Source organism: Paenibacillus sp. LT-B23 (genome assembly GCF_059417685.1).
Map to the genome: position 1 here is coordinate 32,142 of NZ_JBSQBM010000004.1, position 20,267 is coordinate 52,408.

A 20,267-nucleotide genomic window follows, 5' to 3' on the forward strand; every position below is an offset into this window, starting at 1 on the left:
GTGTCATGGAGAAAACGAATGAAGTTGGTGTTTAGCACCAAATGTAGTCCCTATTTGACTTTTTTCGCGGTTTTCAATATAATAGTGCCATTATTAACGGTTAAACAATCGCTGATGAGGAATAGTAGTTTTGTCTGGACATGTAGAGAGCCGGCGGATGGTGCAAGCCGGTTGACAGTGCAAAGTGAACTCGCCTCGGAGATATGCGCCCAACGCAGGAATGCCCTATACAGGTGCTTGAACCCTGTTATTAACCCGCATCGGATCACCTCCGTTATCAGGTGCAAAGGGAGTAGAAGGCGAAGAACGCTTTCTGCTAACTAGGGTGGTACCACGGGAATATAACCTCTCGTCCCTAGCGCTGACACGCTACGGGATGCAGAGGTTTTTTTGTTGCATACCGTTTGAGGAGGAAATGACAATGACAGACACACAGCCGAAGCACGGCTATCAACCGCAAAGTATTGAACCAAAATGGCAGAAATATTGGGATGAGAACAAAACGTTCCGTACCGGGGAAGAGCCGGGCAAACCGAAGTTTTATGCTTTGGATATGTTCCCGTACCCGTCTGGAGCTGGTCTGCATGTAGGCCACCCGGAAGGATATACGGCAACGGATATTGTTTCACGGTATAAAAGAATGCGCGGCTACAACGTACTGCATCCGATGGGTTGGGACGCCTTCGGTCTGCCTGCCGAGCAGCATGCGCTGGATACAGGAGAGCATCCACGTGAAATTACGGTGAAAAATGTAAATAACTTCCGCCGTCAAATCAAATCGCTTGGCTTTTCATACGACTGGGATCGTGAAATTAGCACAACAGACCCGGATTATTACAAATGGACACAGTGGATTTTCATCCAGCTGTATAAGCGCGGTCTTGCTTATGTAGCTGAAGTGCCTGTGAACTGGTGTCCTGCATTGGGAACGGTGTTGGCGAATGAAGAAGTAATTGACGGCAAGAGTGAGCGTGGCGGTCATCCGGTTATCCGCAAACCTATGCGTCAATGGATGCTGAAAATAACGGAATATGCTGATCGTCTGCTGGATGATTTGGAGGAGCTGGATTGGTCCGAAAGCATTAAGGATATGCAGCGGAACTGGATCGGCAAGTCTACCGGGGCAGAGGTTCATTTTCCAATTGAAGGCCATGACAAGCAACTGACGGTATTTACAACCCGCCCGGATACGCTGTTCGGCGCAAGCTACTGTGTGCTGGCTCCTGAGCAGGAATTGGTGGATGTTATCACTACACCTGAGCAAAAGGATGCGGTCAATCAATACCGTGAACAAGCTGCCCGTAAAAGCGATCTGGAGCGCACGGATTTGGCAAAGGATAAAACGGGTGTCTTCACAGGCGCTTATGCAGTGAATCCAGTGAACGGTGAAAAGCTGCCGATCTGGATCGCCGACTATGTGCTGGCTGGCTACGGAACAGGCGCGATCATGGCTGTACCAGGTCACGACACACGTGACTGGGAATTTGCGAAGCAATTCGGGCTGAATATCATTGAGGTTGTCCAAGGTGGGGACGTGGCTAAAGAGCCATACACCGAGGATGGTCCGCACGTCAATTCAGGTCCGCTGAATGGACTTACGAATGAGGAAGCAATTCCGAAGATGATTGAATGGCTGGAAGCCGAGGGGAAAGGACAAGGCAAAGTAACGTACCGTTTGCGCGATTGGCTTTTCAGCCGTCAACGCTATTGGGGCGAGCCGATTCCAGTGATTCATCTGGAAGATGGAACGATCAAAACAGTTCCTGAGGATCAACTGCCACTCGTGTTGCCGGAAATGGATAACATCAAGCCTTCAGGCACGGGGGAGTCTCCGTTGGCGAATGCGACGGACTGGGTAGAAACTATTGATCCCGAGACGGGCTTGAAAGCACGCCGTGAGACGAACACCATGCCGCAATGGGCAGGAAGCTGCTGGTATTACCTGCGCTATATTGATCCGCACAATGATAAAGAGCCTGTATCCAAGGAGAAGCAGCGCGAATGGCTGCCTGTGGATCTGTACATCGGCGGTGCGGAACATGCGGTTCTTCACTTGCTGTATGCCCGTTTCTGGCACAAGGTGCTGTATGATATCGGTGTTGTGGAAACGAAAGAGCCTTTCTACAAGCTGGTCAATCAGGGTATGATTCTGGGCAACAATAATGAAAAAATGAGTAAATCACGCGGTAATGTCATCAACCCTGACGATATTGTGAATACGTTTGGCGCCGATACGCTGCGCATTTATGAGATGTTTATGGGGCCGCTGGAAGCGACCAAGCCATGGAGCGAAAACGGGGTTGAGGGAGCGCATCGTTTTCTGTCCCGCGTATGGCGCCTGTTCGTTTCCGAGGATGGTAGCCTGAACGATAAAATTACAAATGAAGGCGGCAGTGATGAGTTCAATCGGACTTGGCATAAAACGCTGAAAAAAGTAACCGAGGATCTGGACGCGCTGCGTTTCAATACGGCGATCAGCCAATTAATGATTTTTACCAATGATGCATATAAAGCAGACCGTCTGCCGCGTGCAGCAATGGAAAACTTCGTGCAAATGCTGTCGCCGCTTGCACCGCATCTGGCTGAGGAACTGTGGCAGTTGCTGGGACACAGCGAAAGCATTACCTACGCGGCTTGGCCTGCTTATAATGAAGCATGGACGGTGGATGCCGAAGTGGAAATTGTGGTGCAGGTGAACGGTAAAATCGTGCAGCGTGCGACGATTGCCAAAGACCTTGACGCCAAAGCGATGGAGGCATTCGCGCTGTCACTGGACAACGTTCAGCAGGCGCTGGCTGGTAAAACGGTCCGCAAGGTGATTGCTGTTCCAGGCAAACTGGTCAATATTGTTGCGGGTTAATCGGCTTTAAGCCGAAGGAGGCGTCTATCTTTTGCATGTCCTCCTCATACTTGTTGTGCGTAGCCCGTATCAGCTCGGGGAAGACGCTGTGCAGGCTGTTGTCCAGCAGCACGAGGGCTTCAGCGGTAATACCTCCGGGAACTGCTACCCTCGACTGCAACTCGGCTGGTGTCATTCCGCCCTCCGTAAGTAGCTTTCCTGTGCCGATAATCATTTCACCGGCCAGGGCGTATAGCTCCGTACGGTCTATACCCGTAGCCTGAACCGCAGCATGAATCCACTGGTCCATAAAAAAGGCCAGGAAAGCAGGGCCGCAGCTGGAAAAATCCGACGTAATACGCGTATGGGATTCCTTAACCCGAATCGGCCTGCTAATGTGGGACATAAGCTCTTCCAGAAGGGAGCGATCCTCCTCTGTAATCCGGCTGCCATGGATGCATAGTGAGGCTCCGCTGCCTACCTGGTGGGTAATGCTGGGAATAATTTTGGACACTTTGGCTTTCAGTGAATGCTCCAAGATGCGTATCTGTACCGGACTTGTAATAGAAACGATGATTTGCTCTTCTGTAATGACGTTGCGTATTTCATCCGTCACGGCTTTTGATTCCAGCGGCTTCACGCAGATAAACAGGATATCGCTATCCGCTGCCGTCTCACGGTTGCTTTGGGCTGCATGTAATCCTGGATAACGACGGGCCAGCTCGGCTACCTTGGAATACGTTCGATTGCTTGCTGATATTTGCTGTGGCTTTAGTGCGTTGGAATGAATAAAAGATTCAATCAGCAGACTTCCCATGCTGCCAGTCCCGATAAATCCAACTTTCATCGTTCAACGTCCTCCTTTCATACTTTGCGGTATAGACGCTGTCATTCTTCTTAGTGTATGCACCCGGTCTTGGCCGACATGACGAATTTTATGTCTGAGCATATTAGATCGTGCCCAAGGACGTACCTCTCTTTGGAAAATGGCTCACAGCGAACCGTATGGAGGTTGTTTACATCCTCCGGTTAACGGGATAGGACAGGCTTGCTCTGTTCGATTGTGATGCTGTATTGAGTGGCTCACTTTCCCTAAATCTATGTGTAGAAGGGGACGAAATGGAAATGAACCGCGTATGGACTGGAACGGCAATAGTGCTTTCTCTAATCGGCAGTGGGCTTATTCTGTTTGCTGGTGGGCAGCGTCCGGAGCCGGAAGAAGAGTGGCAGTTGCTTAATCGTAAGGTAGAGCAGGCTTTAGTAGAGCCGGACCAAAATGAGTCACAGAGCAATAGCGGACTGACTCAAGGAAAGCGTGCTGTAACGGAAACCTCAGGCAAAACTGAACGCAGTTCGGATGGCGAAGGAGCTGGCAATGTGAAGCGTGGTGCTGTACAGGGTTCTGCTAGTGCATCGGTCGACGGGAGCGAAAGCTCCAGTGCTGTAAAGCAGCCTGAGGCGACGGATTCTGGTTCCGTTACTTCCGCTACTGGCGTTGACAACTCGAATACCACGACGAACAGGACGAATGCAGTGAGCGATCCCATTGCTTCATCCGCTTCCGGTGAAAAAAAGGTGAACATCAACACGGCGAATGCTGCCGAGTTAATGGAACTGCCGGGGGTTGGAGCTAAAAAGGCCGAAGCGATTCTGAACTATCGTAATCAGAACGGGCCGTTCAAGCGTGTGAACGATTTGGATCATGTGAAGGGAATCGGTGCTAAAATGTTGGCGAAAATGAAGCCTTACGTCAGCTTATAAGTGGACATGTGACAAGGCTGTCAGGATGGCTTTAGCGGATATATTTACGTTGTAACTTGTGTTTACGGGAGAGATGGATATGAGTGCAGATGTACGCAAGGACTGGGACACCTATTTTATGGATATCGCTTATATGGTATCCACCCGTTCGCGCTGCTCGCGGCGTCATGTTGGAGCCGTACTTGTACAAGGCAAAAAGCTTTTGGGTACAGCCTATAATGGTGCACCATCCGGGGTACCTGATTGCTCTGAGGCAGGTTGTATGATTTCAGAGGAATACGAGGTCGTGCATCGCGAGGGGCGGGAGGAAATGGTTAAAAAGCAGCGCTGCATCCGCACGATTCATGCGGAGCAGAACTTGCTACTGTTCACGGACCGGATTGATCGTGAAGGCTCCTCGGTATATGTGACCGACCAGCCATGCTGGACGTGTGCCAACATGCTGGCGAACAGCGGTATTGTGGAGATTGTATACCACCGTCCTTACCCAAAGGATGCCGACAAGGTTCGTGCCATGATGGAGCAAAAAGGTATTGCCTTCCGTATGCTGGAGAACTATCATCCACCGAAAGAAACGCTGATGGATGTTATGAATTAAGACATGATGAATTAAAAAGTACACGAGGAAGAACCTCTGACGAATGCTATTTAGTCAGGGGTTCTTTTTTGTTTTGCGGTTTGAGCACAGAACCCTATTTTTCTACCGGGAGGTGGTTATATTCAAGCCAAACTGGTTTTAAGCAGACCTATCCTGACCCTTACGGTATGTTGGATTACGGGAAGTGCAGGAGCATGCTTGTATTCCGGACGTATGCTGCTGTTGCTCTGGGCGGGTGTCACGCTGATTTTACCTCTTGTAGCTCTATTGATGAAAATTCCAGTCCGGCATGTGGTATTGCTGTGGCTTGCCTTGAGCGGAGGTGGATTCCATTGGGCTTGGCATGATACGCATAATGTGAGCCATATTCCCGAGGCCCTTCATGTATCGGCTTCCAAGCTGGAAGACGTGCCTGTTCAAGCATCCGGGTTTATTGCTTCCGAGGTACAGGTAGATGGTGATCGGGCACAATTTGAGATGAGGATTACTGCAATAAGCAAAACGAGAGGCATTTCCAATTCGAACAAGAAGCCTACATCTGCGAGTAGTACCCGTACTGGTTCTACATTACTGCCAAATGACACTTTTCAGGGCGGGGTTGGAAAGAGCGAAGCTATTTCTGAACAGGTTATCGTGCACATCAAGCTGGCTGCCAAACAGGAACAGCAACTTGCGGCAGAATGGCAGCGTGGAGATGCAATTCAACTGCACGGCAGCTTAAAGGCTCCTGCAACAGCGGGGAATTTTGGCGGCTTTGATTACAATGAATACCTGCATACACAGGAGATTCACTGGCTTTTCAAAGGGAATGGAGCCGCTTCGCTAGAGAAGCAGCAAGCTTCCCAGTGGAACCGTTACACCTTGTTCAGGTGGAATGATCAGCTTAGGGAGCAATTGGGGCAACGGATGGACTTATCTTTTGGTTCTCTTTACCACGCAGGATATATGAAAGGACTGGTGTTAGGTGTTACGGATGAGCTGGATCCGGCAACGTATAACGAATTTACGCAGCTTGGATTAACGCATATTTTAGCGATATCTGGTATGCATGTGGCGGTATATGCAGCTACGCTACTGTATTTACTCAAGCTATTGCGAGTGAGTCGCGAGACGTCTCTTACGGTCGTGATGGTGCTTATTCCGGCTTATGTACTGCTGACAGGTGCTTCTCCCTCTGTTGTGAGGGCTGGAATTATGGCTATGATCGGCCTGTTTGCAGCCAGACGGGGAATGCTCAAGGACGGACTTAGCATTTTGAGTGTGTCCGCATTATTGATGCTGCTTTGGAATCCTTACTACCTGCTTAGTGTCAGTTTTCAGCTTTCTTTTCTGGTAACAGCTGGGCTGCTCATTTACATGCCGCTGATGAAGCCGTTTTTCGCCAAATGGCCTCTTCTGATTGGCGGCGAAATTGCGATTACGATCACAGCGCAGCTTGTTTCGTTTCCGATGACTGTCTTCTACTTTAATCAATTCTCGCTACTATCGTTTGCAGCTAATTTTGTGCTCGTTCCACTTATTACGTATGTTGTGCTTCCACTGGGAACGGTTGCGATGGGGATTGCTTTTCTATGGGATGACGGGGCTCGTATCCTGGCATGGCCGGCAGAGCAACTGAACGAGCTGACCTTTTGGCTTGTAAAATGGATGAACGTGGATGACGCTTATGTGAGTATTTGGCCGTCTTCCTCCATTCTGTGGGTCATTGCGTATTATGCTGCTTTGTACAGTATTCTGTACTGGCTCAAAACATGGATGATATCTCTAAGGCGAACAGATGAATCTCTGGGCTTGGAGGTAGCACCGGATAAGAACAAGGGAAGGCTTTCAGCCGAACGCAATTCGGCGGGACAAAGCACATCCGCTCCCATGCCATCACCCATACATACAGGATTAGCGGCATCTGCGGAGTGGGCGGCTATATTGCAGACGGAGCGTGAGCCTGAAGGAGCAGGCAAATATGCACGTCGACAGTGGAATGGTTATAGTCATTTGGCGCTGGCCTTAAGCGGTATTGCCTGGTTTGGCATCCTGTGTATAGGTTACGTAACTCCAGGTGGAGGGAATACGGGAATAGTTCAGTACCTGGATGTGGGCCAAGGTGACAGCATTTTAATTACAACGCCGGGTGGCAAACATATTTTGGTGGATGGCGGGGGCACGATGGATTTTACGACAGGAAAAAATGCCTGGCGCAAACGAAAAGACCCCTATGAGGTAGGAGAGGATACGATTGTACCCTTGTTGAAGCAGCGCGGTGTACATCGGCTGGATGCAGTCATTTTAACGCATGGAGATCATGACCACGCTGGAGGATTGCAGGCTGTGCTTGACCAGATTCCAGTATCGGCCTTGGTTTTTAACGGCACCCTGACAGACAAGCCCCCTTTCCGCAAGCTGTTGAACACGACTTTAAACAAGCAGGTCAAGCTGTATGGTGCGCATTATGGTATGGAGTGGAGACCGGATCAGGATACGAAAATCCGCTTTATTCATCCGCTTCCGTCGCAGGAGGAAGAAACCGGAAGTTTGGCCGTTTTGAAGGAACAAAATCATTATTCCGTTGCAATGATATTGGAGATGGAGGGGGCTTCCTTTTTGTTCACAGGAGATATGGATGATGCAGCAGAATCGCAGTTGCTCTTCGAGTTAGCTCATTCTCCATCCCATACCGAAGGAAAGGGGGAAACGTTGGCTGTAAGGCAAGCTGTAGACGTCATGAAAATAGCACATCACGGTAGCAAGTACTCTACCTCGGAAGAATGGTTATCCTACTGGAAACCGAAGGTATCCGTCATTTCAGTCGGAGCTAGCAATACATATGGACACCCGAATGAAGCGGTATTGGATCGTTTATCAGCGGTTGGTTCTACTATATATCGGACAGATACGATGGGAGAGGTGCAAATCCGTGCGCAGCAAGGAAAATTGAGTGTGCGGCACAAAAAATGAGGAGTTTGCAAAATTCTCAAATACAAACAAGCAGGCGCTGTGGCAGCCTGCTTTTAACTTGACCGGAATGGACCTAATTCTCAATGAATTTAGTATAGTTCCTTGGAGATTTTTTGGGCCAGATGCTCAATTCTAGGTATCATCGATGCGTCATCTACGCTTTGAATTTTCTCAGGCTTAAATAATTGAACCTTTTTTAATTGGTAGAAGTCATACAAGACCTGATAAATCGTCAAGTGGTTTAACATTAAGTATTTAATATCAGTCATGGACCGCAATAGCTCATCCTGCAATATTAATAGTTTGCCATTGACTTGGTTGAACACCCCTTTTTGTATGCCCTCTTCATAAAATTCTAACAATTGCTGTTCTCGGAACTGCAACGCTATCCTTAAGCGATCATACTTCTCAGGATATATGTGCTCAAGTTCATTTAAGAAAATGTCTGTAATATATACAGCAAGTAAAATTGATTTTTCAAAAAGCTGCTGAAACCGAGTCCCGTACAATTGATCTGTATCCAATGAATCCATAACCAATTCGTTGATAAACTCAATAAAATTGTTCACAACGTATTCTATAACATCTTCTTTCGTTGAAAAGTATTTATATAAGGTTGCTCTACTTATATCCATAATTTTTGCGATTTCATCCATACGTAATGTCTGAAATCCGTGTTTTTTTACATAGGGAGCCAGCTTCATGCTGAGTTTAATGCATGTCTCGTTTTTTTTATCTATTACCTTGCTATCGTCGGTCACATCATTAGCCTCCAATCCTGCTTTATTATAACTGATATCCACAATGGAATATATATTGTACACTCCAAAAACAATATAGACAAAAAACGTATATTTTGTTTGAATTGTGTTTTTTGATGTGCTATGATGAATCTCGAAGTTAAAAAATGAAGATTTGGAAGAGAGGTCAACTACATGAAAACACGTAACCTGGGCAATAGTGATTTGGTCGTTTCATCTCTTGGTTTGGGTTTAATGGGTATGTCTCCTGGAATATACGGTGAAACTAATGATGACGAATCGATTCGGACGATTCATCGCGCTTTAGAGTTAGGTGTCACCTTGCTGGATACTGCGGATGTATATGGTAATGGACATAATGAGGAGCTACTGGGACGAGCTTTAAAAGGCCGCAGGGAACAAGCCGTTATTGCTACAAAGTTTGCTTTTGACCCTAATTTTGAAGGCATTAATGGTCATCCGGATTATGTAAAAAAGACAGCGGACGAAAGTCTTCGTCGGTTAGGTGTGGACTATATTGATCTTTATTACCAGCACCGGGTAGATCCGAATGTTCCTATTGAGGAAACCGTAGGGGCTATGGCTGAGCTTGTAAAGACAGGGAAAGTTCGTTATCTCGGCTTGTCGGAGGCATCTGCTGCTACAGTTCGTCGCGCACATGCGGTACATCCCATATCTGCTTTACAAACCGAATATTCTCTGTGGAGTCGGGAGATTGAGGATGAAATCCTGCCTGTGATAAAAGAATTGGGAATCACGCTTGTGGGTTACAGCCCTTTGAGCAGAGGCTTTATTTCCGGCGAGTTGCGTAAATTTGAGGATCTTGAAGCTAGTGATGTTCGCAGATATATGCCGCGCTTCCAAGGTGATAATTTCCAGAAAAATGTTGATCTTGTCGATAAGATTAAAGAAGTTGCCCAAGAGAAGAATTGCACTCCTTCCCAATTAGCATTAGCATGGACCATAGCGAATGGCGCATTGCCAATTCCGGGAACCAAACGTGTAAAATATTTGGAGGAAAATGCAGCATCCGTGGATGTTGAACTGACCACAGAAGATTTAGCTCTCATCGAAGCCGTGAGTCCCAAAAATAAGGTGCATGGCAGCCGATATGCTGATGCCCAATTGGACACTTTGGATCAATAAGCACAAGAGCGACTCAGGTAAAACACTAAAACATATGCTCACTCTAAGGAGTGGGCTTTTTGATTTTAACCCAACCTGCATGGACATAACCTATGAGCTTTGATAGAATCTAAGAAGTATTGAAAATGAGAATCATTATTAACGGTAGGACTATTGTGAACTATTTAAAATTCCGAACTTCGGCTTGTTTGTTGATTATTTCATTGTTGCTGGTACTGAGCGCATGCGCTACGAATTCAGGAGGAATGGCAACGGACAATGGGACAACGGCTGATTCCAAAACTGCATCTACTGGAGATGCAACTGCCACACGTACATATGAAAGCGATAAAGGTACAGTTACTATTCCTGAGGATCCGCAGCGTGTCGTTGTAGCGGTCGGCGACTATGTAGGCGATGTGCTTGCACTTGGTGTTACGCCTGTAGGGGCTCCAGACGTCGTATTTGATGCTCCATACTATAAAAAATACTTGAATGGTGTTGAAAATATCGGTGACAGCTCTGCATTGTCCCTTGAAAAGGTGACCACCCTGAATCCGGATCTGATCATTACCTATGACGAGAAAGCTTATGAAAATCTGAAAAAAATAGCGCCTACAGTGTTTATTCCATACGGTAAATATAAATATAAGGATCGTCTGATGGAACTGGGCAAAGTGTTAAACAAGGAGCAGGAAGCGAAGAATTGCCTTGCTGATTTTGCGGCTAAGATTGCTGAGAAGAAACAGTCTTTGTCTGACGTCATCGATTCGGGTAAAAAAATTGCTATTTTTGAGATAACGGGCAAAGAATTATATCTCTATGGCAAGTCCTACGGACGGGGAGGAGCCATACTTTACGATGAGTTGGGGCTTCATGCCCCGGCGAAGGTAGAAAAGGTGGCGTTCGAACAGGGCTGGGCCAGCATTTCGATGGAGGCTTTACCGGAGATGCTAGGCGATGCCGATTACCTGATGCTGGGGATTAGGGGAGATGGAGTAGATCAAGGGAAAGATATTGAATCTAAAAGTGTGTGGAAAAACCTTTCTGCCGTTAAAGCAGGGAAAGTATACCAGTATTCGATCGACGATTTTTATTTTCAGGACCCGATCGCTCTGAATTACCAGTTGGAACTTATTTCAGATCTTCTGATTTCCAAGAAGTAACAAGATGTAAATTCAATTCGACAGATTCCAGCAGATTTATGTGAGTAAGGGCTAAGGGAAGGTGACTACCTTCCCTTTTTCTGTTATTCTAAGGGAGGCTATAATGGGGAATATGGGCTTTTTGGTAACATTTTTTACACTATAAAAAATAAAATTATCGTCAGACGTCTATCCTGCAACAATTTGCAAAGGGGAAACGTCTGTAATATTGCAGGGAGAGGGGGATCCTTTGTGGTAGAGCAGGGACTCATTCGAGCCGCTCAATCGGGCGATCGCGACGCTCTCATTACCCTATTAAGAGAGATAGAACAGCATGTGTACCGTACGGCATATTACATTTTAAACAATGAACAGGACGCCATGGATGCTTCACAAGAAGCCCTCATACGGATTTATTCCAAAATTAACTCTTATGAGGAAAAGGCGCAGTTCAAAACCTGGGTTCAACGCATTGTAACGAACATATGTATCGACAAATTCAGAAGGACGAAGCCCTCGGTATCCATTGACGAGCACGACATGATATTCAACGATCCCCAAAATGTGGAGGCCGAGGTGTTGACCTCTTACCTGGCACAGGATGTTCGTGAGGCTATACAGCAGCTTCCAGAGCACCACCGGACGGTGATCGTATTGAGATATTTGCAGGATTTCTCTTATAACGAGATTGCCGACTCTCTGGATCTGCCGCTAAATACGGTCAAGTCATACTTGTATCGTGCAAGACAGCAATTGCAAGGGCTACTTCAGGAATATCAGAAAGGTGGTGTATCAGGATGAAGTGTGGGGACGAGGTGATGGATTGGATGCAGCGTTATGTGGATCATGAGCTGGGCGAAGAAGAGACGTCCCAATTAATGAACCATGTTGCGACTTGCCCAGACTGTGCGGAAAAATTTCATATTCTTCAGACGCTTTCCCGCGAGCTGGAGGAATTGCCTGCGGTTTCCCCGGCGTTCAGCCTGGTGGATTCCATCATGCCTCAGCTTGATGCCATTGACCGCGCACGTGAGGAGCAGGGAAGCGCGCTTCAGGAGATGCAGCCTGTAGCTGCCGATCCTGGACCGGGGCCGAGACGGCGTACCCAGCCTATACCTTGGTGGAACCGGATGAGTGGGCGAGCTGCGATGGGCGTGGCTGCCGCTGCTGTCGTACTGGGTATTGTGGTATTCAATTTTGAACCGAAAACGGTACAGGATGCGGAAGGCATGCTTGATTCCCAGTCGCCTGGAGTGATGAGTCAGCAGGAACAGACAGAAATTCCAGGTACGGTGAATGGAAGCGGAGGCCGCGATGTAGCTATTGGATCGGATTCGACCAAGCAGCCGTTAGAGCAGGATCAGGGAACGAACGCATCCCAGCCACCTTTAGGGGAGCAACCTGACCCGAGCAAACTGGATGTGAACAGTGCGGATGATGAAAAGAACCCTTCCAAACAGGATGCTGCACAACGTGACGATCAGCGAGCTGGTGAAAAAGGCTCAATGAAGCATGCGCCAGCAGGGCATCCTTCCCGTCAGGATCGCCAGCAGGGACAGCCAAACACGGATCGTCAGGCGACAAAAGAAAACTCTGCCGGGCAAAGTTCTGCTGCGGATACTCTTAAGTCTGATGATAAACAGCCAAAGCAGGGAAAATCCGAACAACAAACGATTGCCCCTGAACAGCAGGGAGAACCAAAATTAGAAAAAGCACCTATAGCGGTTACGGGTACTGCTCAAGACAGTAATGACAACAGCACGGCTACTAATGATTCGTCATTGTCTGTCAGTCAGGATATGATGATACAGAATCGGATTGCTTCAAATGAAACGTCGAAAGACACGACCTCCAAAGGGGCTACCAAGGATTCGGGGACTACGACGGGAGATATGAGCAGCAATACAGCTTCAAATGATCAGCAGCCCTCCGTGTCGCAAAACCCGGTACGCAATGAAGGTTTCTCATCTAATTCAATAATCTCTCCGGACAGCAATAATGCTTCCGGCTTTAACTCCCAGTCGACGTCTACAGATCAGCTTAATTCACCTGATGGCAGCTATGCGGTGGTTATTGAGGGCAAAAAGCTGAAAGTGTATAAGCTTTCCGACAACGGTGTAGACCGGACAACGCTGGAAGTGCGTACTTTGAAGGGTGCCTGGGTCAAAGGAAGCTGGTCCGAGGACAGCCAAACCTTCATGTATGAGACTGAGCAGGATGGTACAGCAAGTAAATATACGTATACCGTTCCGCGTACCTCCGGAAAATAGTTGCTATGAAGATGGCACATTTTTAAAAGCAGAGAATAGATTATATGAACCGACGTCGTATCCCGACGGCCGAAAGTTTCTAGAGCTTTCTGCTGCCGTGTTGATATAGATGGTGGTGAAGGGATCTTGCCTATAGGCAGGGTCCTTTCGTTTGTATAATGACTTGCCTTCCGACCAGATGTCGGGTACGATCAATGGATGGGGGGTACGGAGAATGGATGCAAAAACAGCCGCTAAGGCTATTCGCAAAGGCGATATTTCGCCAGTGTATTTGCTCTACGGCAGCGAAAAATATCAAATGAAGCAGTTTGTCGATATGCTTAAGGAAAAAGTGGTGGAAGAGGAGCATCGTGACTTTGCTATTATTCCCTATGATCTGACCGAGACGCCAATTGAGGTAGTCGTGGAGGAGGCCGAGACTGCGCCTTTTTTGGTGCCCAAAAAGCTGATTATTGTACGGGACACCAGTGTATTTGCGGCAGGCAAGGATGGCGGTAAGATTGAGCACCGCATTGAAGCATTGCTGACTTATATGGATAACCCGGCTGACTATAGCATTATCATTTTTACGGTTCAGGCTGAAAAGCTGGATGAACGGAAAAAGATTGTTAAAAGGCTGAAAAGTGACGCTTCGGTCATTGCCTTCACTCCGTTGGGGGGAGATGACCTGGTGGCATGGATTCATAAGCGAGCAGGCGAACGAGAAGTCCAATTGGCTGCGGGAGCTGCTGAAAGTCTAATTCAATATACGGGTACTGGATTGCAATCGCTGGCTGCCGAGATAGACAAGCTGTGCTTGTATGCGGGAGCGCAGGGTACCATCTCCATAGCCGATATTGAATCACTTGTGCCTCGCAGCACGGAACAAAATGTGTTTGCGATGGTCGAGGATTTGGCTAATTTGCGGCTGGATAAGGCACTCAGTATTTTTTATGAGCTGCTTAAGCAAAAAGAGGAACCGATCAAGATTGCAGCTTTGATCACGCGACAGTTCCGTATTATGTTGCAGGTCAAGGAGCTGATGGGTCAAAGCTATTCCCAGCAGCAAATTGCAAGTCAGCTTAGTTTGCATCCATATGGGGTGAAAGTTGCCGGTGAGCAGGCGCGGAGATTTCGTCCTGAGCAGTTGCGACAGCTTCTCTACGACTTAGGCGAGCTGGATTACCGCATGAAAACCGGAGTTGTCGACAAGGTGCTGGGGCTGGAGATGTTTTTGCTGAAAATGGGCGCGGGGGCTTCGGTCTAACCCGGTCTGTTTGCTGATCGGTTTATTTTAAATGAGAGTTAACATTGCAGAATCCAATCGTGGTGAACTAAAAAATCCTGATCAGCCAAGGCTGGTCAGGATTTTTTCATTAACGTATAAAAGTAGCTCTTGCTTACGCTTGAGCTGTAAGAGCGTTAAGTTTTTTCGCCAAGCGGGATTTCTTGCGAGCAGCTGCATTTTTGTGGATCAGACCTTTAGTTACAGCCTTGTCCAGCTTTTGGGAAGCTACTTTGAAAGCAGCAGCAGCATTTTCAGCTTCGTTATTCACCAACGCTGTATCGGCAGCTTTTACTGCTGTACGAAGCGCGGATTTTTGAGAAGCGTTCAACGCACGGCGTTTGTCGCTTGTTTTAACGCGTTTGATAGCGGATTTGATGTTTGGCATTACATTCACCTCCTGTAAAGGCATTACTTATGAACACAAACGTTTCACAACTTAAAATATTTTAGCACGCCACACCTCAAATTGCAATAAGAAAACATTCCGGGCTGGGGTAGATTACAGGATGAAAATGGATGTGCATAAACCTGCTGGGTGTCTCGCACACTATAACCTGAGATGGTATAAAAGGAGGCGTAAATGATGGATTTGGATTTGCAGAAGTATGCGGTACGTACGGATTTGGCGCTGGAGGCAAGAGAACTGGCGGAACGCAATCAGCCAATGCCGCTGGCGGGCATCAATGAGGACGTGGAGGAAGATAACGGTATTAAAATCACGCGTCTGGATGTGCTGAATGAAGAGGGTGCTAACCGTATTGGACGGGTTCAGGGGCATTATGTGACGCTGGAAGTGCCCGGTTTACGTGAAGGTGACACCGGACTCCAGCAACGGGTAGCAATCGCATTCGCGAAGGAGATGGAGCAATTTATACAAAAAATAGGGATCTCCAGTAAGGCACGCGTACTTGTGGTAGGTCTGGGCAACTGGAATGTCACTCCCGATTCACTAGGTCCGCTTGTCGTTGAAAATTTGATGGTGACCCGTCAATTTTTTGAACTGACACCTGATCAAATCAATCCGGGTTATCGGGATGTGAGCGCGATTGCACCGGGGGTTCTTGGCATTACGGGGATCGAGTCGAGCGAAATTGTTCAGGGTATCGTAGATCGCACGAAGCCGGAGCTGATTATTGCTATTGACGCTCTGGCGTCACGTTCATTGGAGCGCGTCAATACGACTATCCAGGTGGCAGATATCGGGATTCATCCGGGCTCAGGTATTGGTAACAAGCGGCGCGGCATTACCAAGGATATTATGGGTGTCCCGTGTATTGCCATCGGCGTTCCAACTGTATGCTACGCTTCGACCATCGTAAATAATGTAATTGAGCTGATGAAAACACATTTTGCCAAGGAAAAGGCTCCTACGAAAGCAATACTGGGGATGCTGGATGATATTTCCGAGCCTGAGAGACTTGGACTGGTGAGAGAGGTGCTTCAGCCGCTAGGACATGATCTAATTGTGACACCTAAGGAGATTGACGAATTTATCGAAGATATTGCGAATATCATTGCAACCGGATTGAACGCTGCCCTGCATGAAGCCGTCGATCCTGGCAACGTCGCCGCTTATACACATTAATACAGGGGTAGTAAAAGCATATTTCATACACAAAATTCTCTATCTAGCAGGCATCCTATCTCTTGTAATAAAGAGTGGGATTTACCTGGGGGTGGAGATTTTTTTGTGTTCTAGTAATTGTTCTCCGTTCATAGAGTTGAAGTATAAGAGATTTCCGCTGCTGACAGGAATCAGTAGTTCTGAACATGAGGCGGGCTTCGACGGGACGAAGGAGGACAAGACCCACATGAAAAAAATTCAAACCTGGAACGTCGGAAGATGGAGAAGAAAGGGCCTAGAAATTTTGGCTATGGGACATACGCTTGTGCTGCTTATTATGGGCTCGGCGCTTTTATTTGTTGTATTGGGACTGGGAGGATTGGCGGAAAATCGTTTACAAACGTCTCCGGTGTCTTCGATGAAAGGATTTGCAGGCTCAGTTTCCAGCGGTTTTTTTGCGGACATGCTCGGCATGGAAGTACCTCATTTGGCACAGAAGAAGCAACAATCTTCGTTGTCGGGTGAACAATGGTCGCCTTTTGTTTTCCAAATGCTCACAGGTATTAATCCACAGGACCCCAAAAGTCTCATAGCTCGCGAAATTCCTGGTATGTCTGCGGGGACGCCTGTTTTGTTGCGCAAGGGCTCAGGGAACAACAAGGTGGAGGCGCCTATTGATTATCAGCCTGATCAGGGAACGACGGATGCTCCCGGCGGCCCGGATGCTTCTACCAATCCACCGAACAATGGCTCTACAACGCCAGATCTTCCGACAACGCCAGAAACGGACCCTGCGCAAGAGGATGATCCGAGTGATACAGCAGTCAAAGGTGCCAAACGTATATTAATCTACCATTCTCATCCGAGAGAGGCATATAACCCTTTGCTCAGTAAAACCAGCTCTAATCCCAATTCTGGCTCTAAATCAGCCAATGTGTCGAGAGTAGGGGATTTTGTAAAAAAGAGATTGGAGAAGCAAGGGATATCTACTTTGCATGTGAACAAGGACTATGCCAAAACCGTTCAAAATTACAATTGGAATTATTCCTATAAATATTCGCGTGAAACGGTCAAGGAAGCCTTGGCTGGAAATAAAAGCTTAACCTATCTGCTTGATATCCACAGAGATTCTCAACGTCACGGCAAAACGACAGCAACGATAAACGGACTTTCTTATGCCAAGGTGTATTTTATTATCGGCCATGACAACAAAAACTGGCGCAAAAATGAAGCTTTCGCCGCTCGTATTCATGAGAAGCTGGAAAAATCGTATCACGGCGTTTCCCGTGGGGTGTGGGGAAAAGATGGCGGTAAAGGCAACAACGGTGAGTACAATCAGAGCTTGTCGTCTCATAGCATTTTGATCGAAATTGGTGGGATTGATAATACCGAAGAGGAACTGAAACGTACCTCTGACGTTCTGGCGGATATGATCGGTGAGGTGTACTGGGAGGATCAGAAAGCACAGAAAGCGGGTACTAACGTATCCGATACGAAAAAGAGCAACGGTGGCGATTAATTGAGGCGGTGGAAAGGAGGAAATACAATGTCTGGACATTTTCGTAAAAAAGCGCTTGGATTTGTACTTCTGATGGGGGCGGGGGTCCTGCTCGGCATGCAACTGGCAGGCTCCGGACTGCGTTCTGTATATGGTCCTGAATGGTCCGGAGACTCGGTTCAGAGCAAAGTACAGCAGAACGTTGTCGGATATGAGCAGACGGTTATTGAAGACACACCCGCAGCCGATGCTCGTGCGTATACCCGCACATATAACGGAAATGGGAATGTCGTAATGGAGTCGGGAACGGGAGCTGTTGCGAGCGAAGCTAATGCAAAAGAACGAAGTAAGGCCCAAGCCACAGGAGAAACTCGCCATTGGTATTCGACAGCACAGGATGCCAATTTGCAGGGCCAGGAGACACCGCGTGAGCTGTTGGCGGTCAAGGCAGAGCAAACCTCGGTGGATACCATGGCAGACAAAACGGCCGGGCTGCTGCAAAACCTGTCAAGACAGGGTATTCGCTGGGTTGTGTCTGTTTTTGACGGAGTGACGGAATAGAAATATTGCTGACCCCCTGTACAACTGCTATAATAAGCTGATTGACACTAGGCATTGTGTGGGGGTAAGGCATGACTGACATTTTGGCAAGACAACGTAAAATTCGGAACTTTAGTATCATTGCACATATAGACCACGGTAAATCCACGCTGGCTGACCGGATTTTGGAATATACCGGTGCACTCACATCCCGTGAAATGCAGGAGCAAGTGCTTGATCAGATGGATCTGGAACGGGAGCGCGGGATTACAATCAAGCTCCAGGCAGTGCGACTCACTTATAAGGCCGATGACGGCGAAGAGTACATTTTGAATCTGATTGATACACCGGGACACGTCGATTTTACGTATGAGGTTTCCCGAAGCTTGGCGGCCTGCGAAGGCGCCCTGCTGGTTGTAGACGCGGCACAGGGCATTGAAGCACAGACATTGGCTAACGTATATTTGGCGTTGGACAACAATTTGGAGATTCTGCCGGTGCTTAACAAAATTGATTTGCCAAGTGCCGATCCTGAACGGGTGAAGCAGGAAATCGAGGATGTTATCGGTCTGGATACGAGCGAGACTGTACACGCATCGGCCAAAGCTGGAATCGGTATCAAGGAAATTTTGGAACAGGTGGTCAGAAGCGTACCTGCTCCGCAAGGGAATCCGAATAATCCGCTGAAGGCGCTTATTTTCGATTCGCATTATGATCCATATAAAGGCGTTATCGTATATGTCCGCGTCGTGGATGGCAGCATCAAGGCTGGTTCTAAAATTAAAATGATGGCGACCGATAAAACGTTTGAGGTTATCGAGGTAGGAGCCTTCATGCCACGTATGAGCATCGTGGACGAGCTGAACATCGGTGATGTTGGTTTTATCGTTGCCGGGATCAAGCATGTGGGCGATACGCGTGTCGGGGATACGGTGACGGATGCGAAAAATCCAACACCAGAACCGATGCCAGGCTATCGGAAAATTAATCCGATGGTATATTGCGGACTGTATCCGATCGAAACATCCGAGTATAACGATCTGCGCGAGGCACTTGAAAAGCTGCAACTGAACGATGCTTCGCTCAGTTTTGAGCCAGAAACATCAAGTGCGTTAGGCTTCGGATTCCGTTGTGGTTTCCTCGGTCTGCTTCATATGGATGTTATTCAGGAACGGATTGAACGCGAATTTAACATCCCGCTGATTACGACAGCGCCGAGCGTTATTTACCGCATTAAGCTGACGAATGGCGAAACGATCCAGATCGATAACCCGTCAAATTACCCGGAAATCGGACGAATTGATCATGTGGAGGAGCCATACGTAAGAGCAGGCATTATCGTGCCTAATGATTACGTAGGTACGGTTATGGAGCTTTGCCAGACCAAGCGCGGTGAGTATGTGAACATGGAGTATCTGGATACGACACGGGTAACTATTACGTACCAGATTCCACTGTCCGAAATCGTGTACGATTTCTTTGACCAGCTTAAATCCAGCACCAAGGGCTACGCCTCCTTCGATTACGAAATTTCAGGCTATCGCCAGTCTAATTTGGTTAAAATGGATATTCTGTTAAACGGCGAACAGGTTGATGCGTTATCGTTCATCGTCCACAGAGATCGCGCTTACCATCGCGGACGTATTATTTGTGAGAAGCTGCGCGAGCTGATCCCACGCCAAATGTTCGAGGTGCCAATTCAGGCATCTGTTGGAACGAAGGTTGTAGCACGTGAAACCGTTAAGGCAATGCGTAAAAACGTCCTGGCCAAATGCTACGGCGGCGATATTTCCCGTAAACGGAAGCTGCTTGAAAAGCAAAAAGAGGGCAAGAAGCGCATGAAGCAAGTGGGTAACGTAGAAGTACCACAGGAAGCATTTATGGCGGTACTGAAAATAGATGAGTAAAGCTGCTTGACACAAGCAGCACCGTATTCAATTTGGTACA

Annotated in this window: 16 protein-coding genes and 1 other annotated feature; of the genes, 13 read left to right on the plus strand and 3 right to left on the minus strand. The window is 47.7% G+C overall.

All coding sequences use genetic code 11. From position 1 onward, the window contains the following. Positions 1-102: 102 nt before the first annotated feature. Positions 103-360: a binding site (T-box leader), on the plus strand. 61 nt (positions 361-421) lie between these two features. Further along, positions 422-2,860 carry a leucine--tRNA ligase gene (gene leuS, locus ACWXW9_RS07015; RefSeq protein WP_494928837.1) on the plus strand — a complete coding sequence of 813 codons (2,439 nt, stop codon included), beginning with the start codon at positions 422-424 and terminating at the stop codon, positions 2,858-2,860. Here the strand turns inward: leuS and comER are convergent. After that, positions 2,841-3,686 (minus strand): late competence protein ComER, encoded by an 846-nt coding sequence (gene comER / locus ACWXW9_RS07020; protein WP_494928838.1) that lies wholly within the window; start codon positions 3,684-3,686, stop codon positions 2,841-2,843. The genes leuS and comER overlap by 20 nt on opposite strands. Before the next feature lie 278 nt (positions 3,687-3,964). On the opposite strand from comER, the gene ACWXW9_RS07025 reads away from it, so the two are divergent. The 3 genes from ACWXW9_RS07025 to ACWXW9_RS07035 all read left to right on the plus strand — a co-directional run bounded on the left by ACWXW9_RS07025 (position 3,965) and on the right by ACWXW9_RS07035 (position 8,150). Further along, on the plus strand, positions 3,965-4,600 hold the full coding sequence (locus tag ACWXW9_RS07025; RefSeq protein ID WP_494928839.1) for a ComEA family DNA-binding protein: 636 nt from the start codon (positions 3,965-3,967) through the stop codon (positions 4,598-4,600). 79 nt (positions 4,601-4,679) lie between these two features. Further along, positions 4,680-5,198, plus strand: coding sequence for a deoxycytidylate deaminase (locus tag ACWXW9_RS07030; protein WP_431087764.1), 519 nt, complete (start codon positions 4,680-4,682; stop codon positions 5,196-5,198). A gap of 219 nt (positions 5,199-5,417) precedes the next feature. Further along, a complete protein-coding gene (locus ACWXW9_RS07035; protein ID WP_494928982.1) occupies positions 5,418-8,150 on the plus strand; it encodes a ComEC/Rec2 family competence protein in 2,733 nt (910 codons plus the stop codon). 89 nt (positions 8,151-8,239) lie between these two features. Here the strand turns inward: ACWXW9_RS07035 and ACWXW9_RS07040 are convergent, their stop codons facing one another. Further along, complete coding sequence (locus ACWXW9_RS07040) at positions 8,240-8,911, minus strand: TetR/AcrR family transcriptional regulator (protein ID WP_494928840.1); 672 nt, start codon at positions 8,909-8,911, stop codon at positions 8,240-8,242. A gap of 174 nt (positions 8,912-9,085) precedes the next feature. On the opposite strand from ACWXW9_RS07040, the gene ACWXW9_RS07045 reads away from it, so the two are divergent. The 5 genes from ACWXW9_RS07045 (at position 9,086) to holA (ending at position 14,697) form a co-directional block, all read left to right on the plus strand. Next, positions 9,086-10,057 (plus strand): aldo/keto reductase, encoded by a 972-nt coding sequence (locus ACWXW9_RS07045; protein ID WP_494928841.1) that lies wholly within the window; start codon positions 9,086-9,088, stop codon positions 10,055-10,057. 245 nt (positions 10,058-10,302) lie between these two features. Next, a complete protein-coding gene (locus ACWXW9_RS07050) occupies positions 10,303-11,202 on the plus strand; it encodes an iron-hydroxamate ABC transporter substrate-binding protein (RefSeq protein WP_494928842.1) in 900 nt (299 codons plus the stop codon). Between the two features lie 231 nt (positions 11,203-11,433). Next, the gene (locus ACWXW9_RS07055) at positions 11,434-11,982 is read left to right on the plus strand and encodes an RNA polymerase sigma factor (protein ID WP_014282534.1); all 549 of its coding nucleotides are present in this window, start codon (positions 11,434-11,436) and stop codon (positions 11,980-11,982) included. Next, a complete protein-coding gene (locus ACWXW9_RS07060; protein ID WP_494928843.1) occupies positions 11,979-13,451 on the plus strand; it encodes an anti-sigma factor family protein in 1,473 nt (490 codons plus the stop codon). The genes ACWXW9_RS07055 and ACWXW9_RS07060 overlap by 4 nt, the downstream gene beginning before the upstream one ends. A gap of 214 nt (positions 13,452-13,665) precedes the next feature. After that, positions 13,666-14,697: a DNA polymerase III subunit delta gene (gene holA, locus ACWXW9_RS07065; protein ID WP_431087767.1), complete on the plus strand. Its 1,032-nt coding sequence runs from the start codon at positions 13,666-13,668 to the stop codon at positions 14,695-14,697. Positions 14,698-14,830: 133 nt separating this feature from the next. Here the strand turns inward: holA and rpsT are convergent, their stop codons facing one another. Continuing rightward, a complete protein-coding gene (gene rpsT / locus ACWXW9_RS07070; protein WP_137061850.1) occupies positions 14,831-15,103 on the minus strand; it encodes a 30S ribosomal protein S20 in 273 nt (90 codons plus the stop codon). A 198-nt stretch (positions 15,104-15,301) separates the two neighbouring features. Here rpsT and gpr point away from each other — a divergent pair, with 198 nt between their 5' ends. The 4 genes from gpr to lepA all read left to right on the plus strand — a co-directional run bounded on the left by gpr (position 15,302) and on the right by lepA (position 20,227). Next, positions 15,302-16,303, plus strand: a complete 1,002-nt coding sequence (gpr, locus tag ACWXW9_RS07075; protein ID WP_494928983.1) for a GPR endopeptidase — start codon at positions 15,302-15,304, stop codon at positions 16,301-16,303. Positions 16,304-16,529: 226 nt separating this feature from the next. Beyond that, entirely contained in the window at positions 16,530-17,801 is a 1,272-nt protein-coding gene (locus tag ACWXW9_RS07080) for a stage II sporulation protein P (protein WP_494928844.1), read from the plus strand. Positions 17,802-17,828: 27 nt separating this feature from the next. Next, positions 17,829-18,341, plus strand: a complete 513-nt coding sequence (locus tag ACWXW9_RS07085) for a hypothetical protein (protein ID WP_494928845.1) — start codon at positions 17,829-17,831, stop codon at positions 18,339-18,341. A 71-nt stretch (positions 18,342-18,412) separates the two neighbouring features. Further along, positions 18,413-20,227: a translation elongation factor 4 gene (gene lepA, locus ACWXW9_RS07090; protein WP_494928846.1), complete on the plus strand. Its 1,815-nt coding sequence runs from the start codon at positions 18,413-18,415 to the stop codon at positions 20,225-20,227. The last annotated feature ends 40 nt before the right edge of the window (positions 20,228-20,267 follow it).

What these genes read in the sequence shown, in the direction of transcription:
- leuS (WP_494928837.1), top strand. Translation starts at nt 422, where the DNA reads ATGACAGACACACAGCCGAAGCACGGCTATCAACCGCAAAGTATTGAA.
- comER (WP_494928838.1), bottom strand. Translation starts at nt 3,686, where the DNA reads ATGAAAGTTGGATTTATCGGGACTGGCAGCATGGGAAGTCTGCTGATT.
- ACWXW9_RS07025 (WP_494928839.1), top strand. Translation starts at nt 3,965, where the DNA reads ATGAACCGCGTATGGACTGGAACGGCAATAGTGCTTTCTCTAATCGGC.
- ACWXW9_RS07030 (WP_431087764.1), top strand. Translation starts at nt 4,680, where the DNA reads ATGAGTGCAGATGTACGCAAGGACTGGGACACCTATTTTATGGATATC.
- ACWXW9_RS07045 (WP_494928841.1), top strand. Translation starts at nt 9,086, where the DNA reads ATGAAAACACGTAACCTGGGCAATAGTGATTTGGTCGTTTCATCTCTT.
- ACWXW9_RS07050 (WP_494928842.1), top strand. Translation starts at nt 10,303, where the DNA reads ATGGCAACGGACAATGGGACAACGGCTGATTCCAAAACTGCATCTACT.
- ACWXW9_RS07060 (WP_494928843.1), top strand. Translation starts at nt 11,979, where the DNA reads ATGAAGTGTGGGGACGAGGTGATGGATTGGATGCAGCGTTATGTGGAT.
- holA (WP_431087767.1), top strand. Translation starts at nt 13,666, where the DNA reads ATGGATGCAAAAACAGCCGCTAAGGCTATTCGCAAAGGCGATATTTCG.
- rpsT (WP_137061850.1), bottom strand. Translation starts at nt 15,103, where the DNA reads ATGCCAAACATCAAATCCGCTATCAAACGCGTTAAAACAAGCGACAAA.
- gpr (WP_494928983.1), top strand. Translation starts at nt 15,302, where the DNA reads ATGGATTTGGATTTGCAGAAGTATGCGGTACGTACGGATTTGGCGCTG.
- ACWXW9_RS07080 (WP_494928844.1), top strand. Translation starts at nt 16,530, where the DNA reads ATGAAAAAAATTCAAACCTGGAACGTCGGAAGATGGAGAAGAAAGGGC.
- ACWXW9_RS07085 (WP_494928845.1), top strand. Translation starts at nt 17,829, where the DNA reads ATGTCTGGACATTTTCGTAAAAAAGCGCTTGGATTTGTACTTCTGATG.
- lepA (WP_494928846.1), top strand. Translation starts at nt 18,413, where the DNA reads ATGACTGACATTTTGGCAAGACAACGTAAAATTCGGAACTTTAGTATC.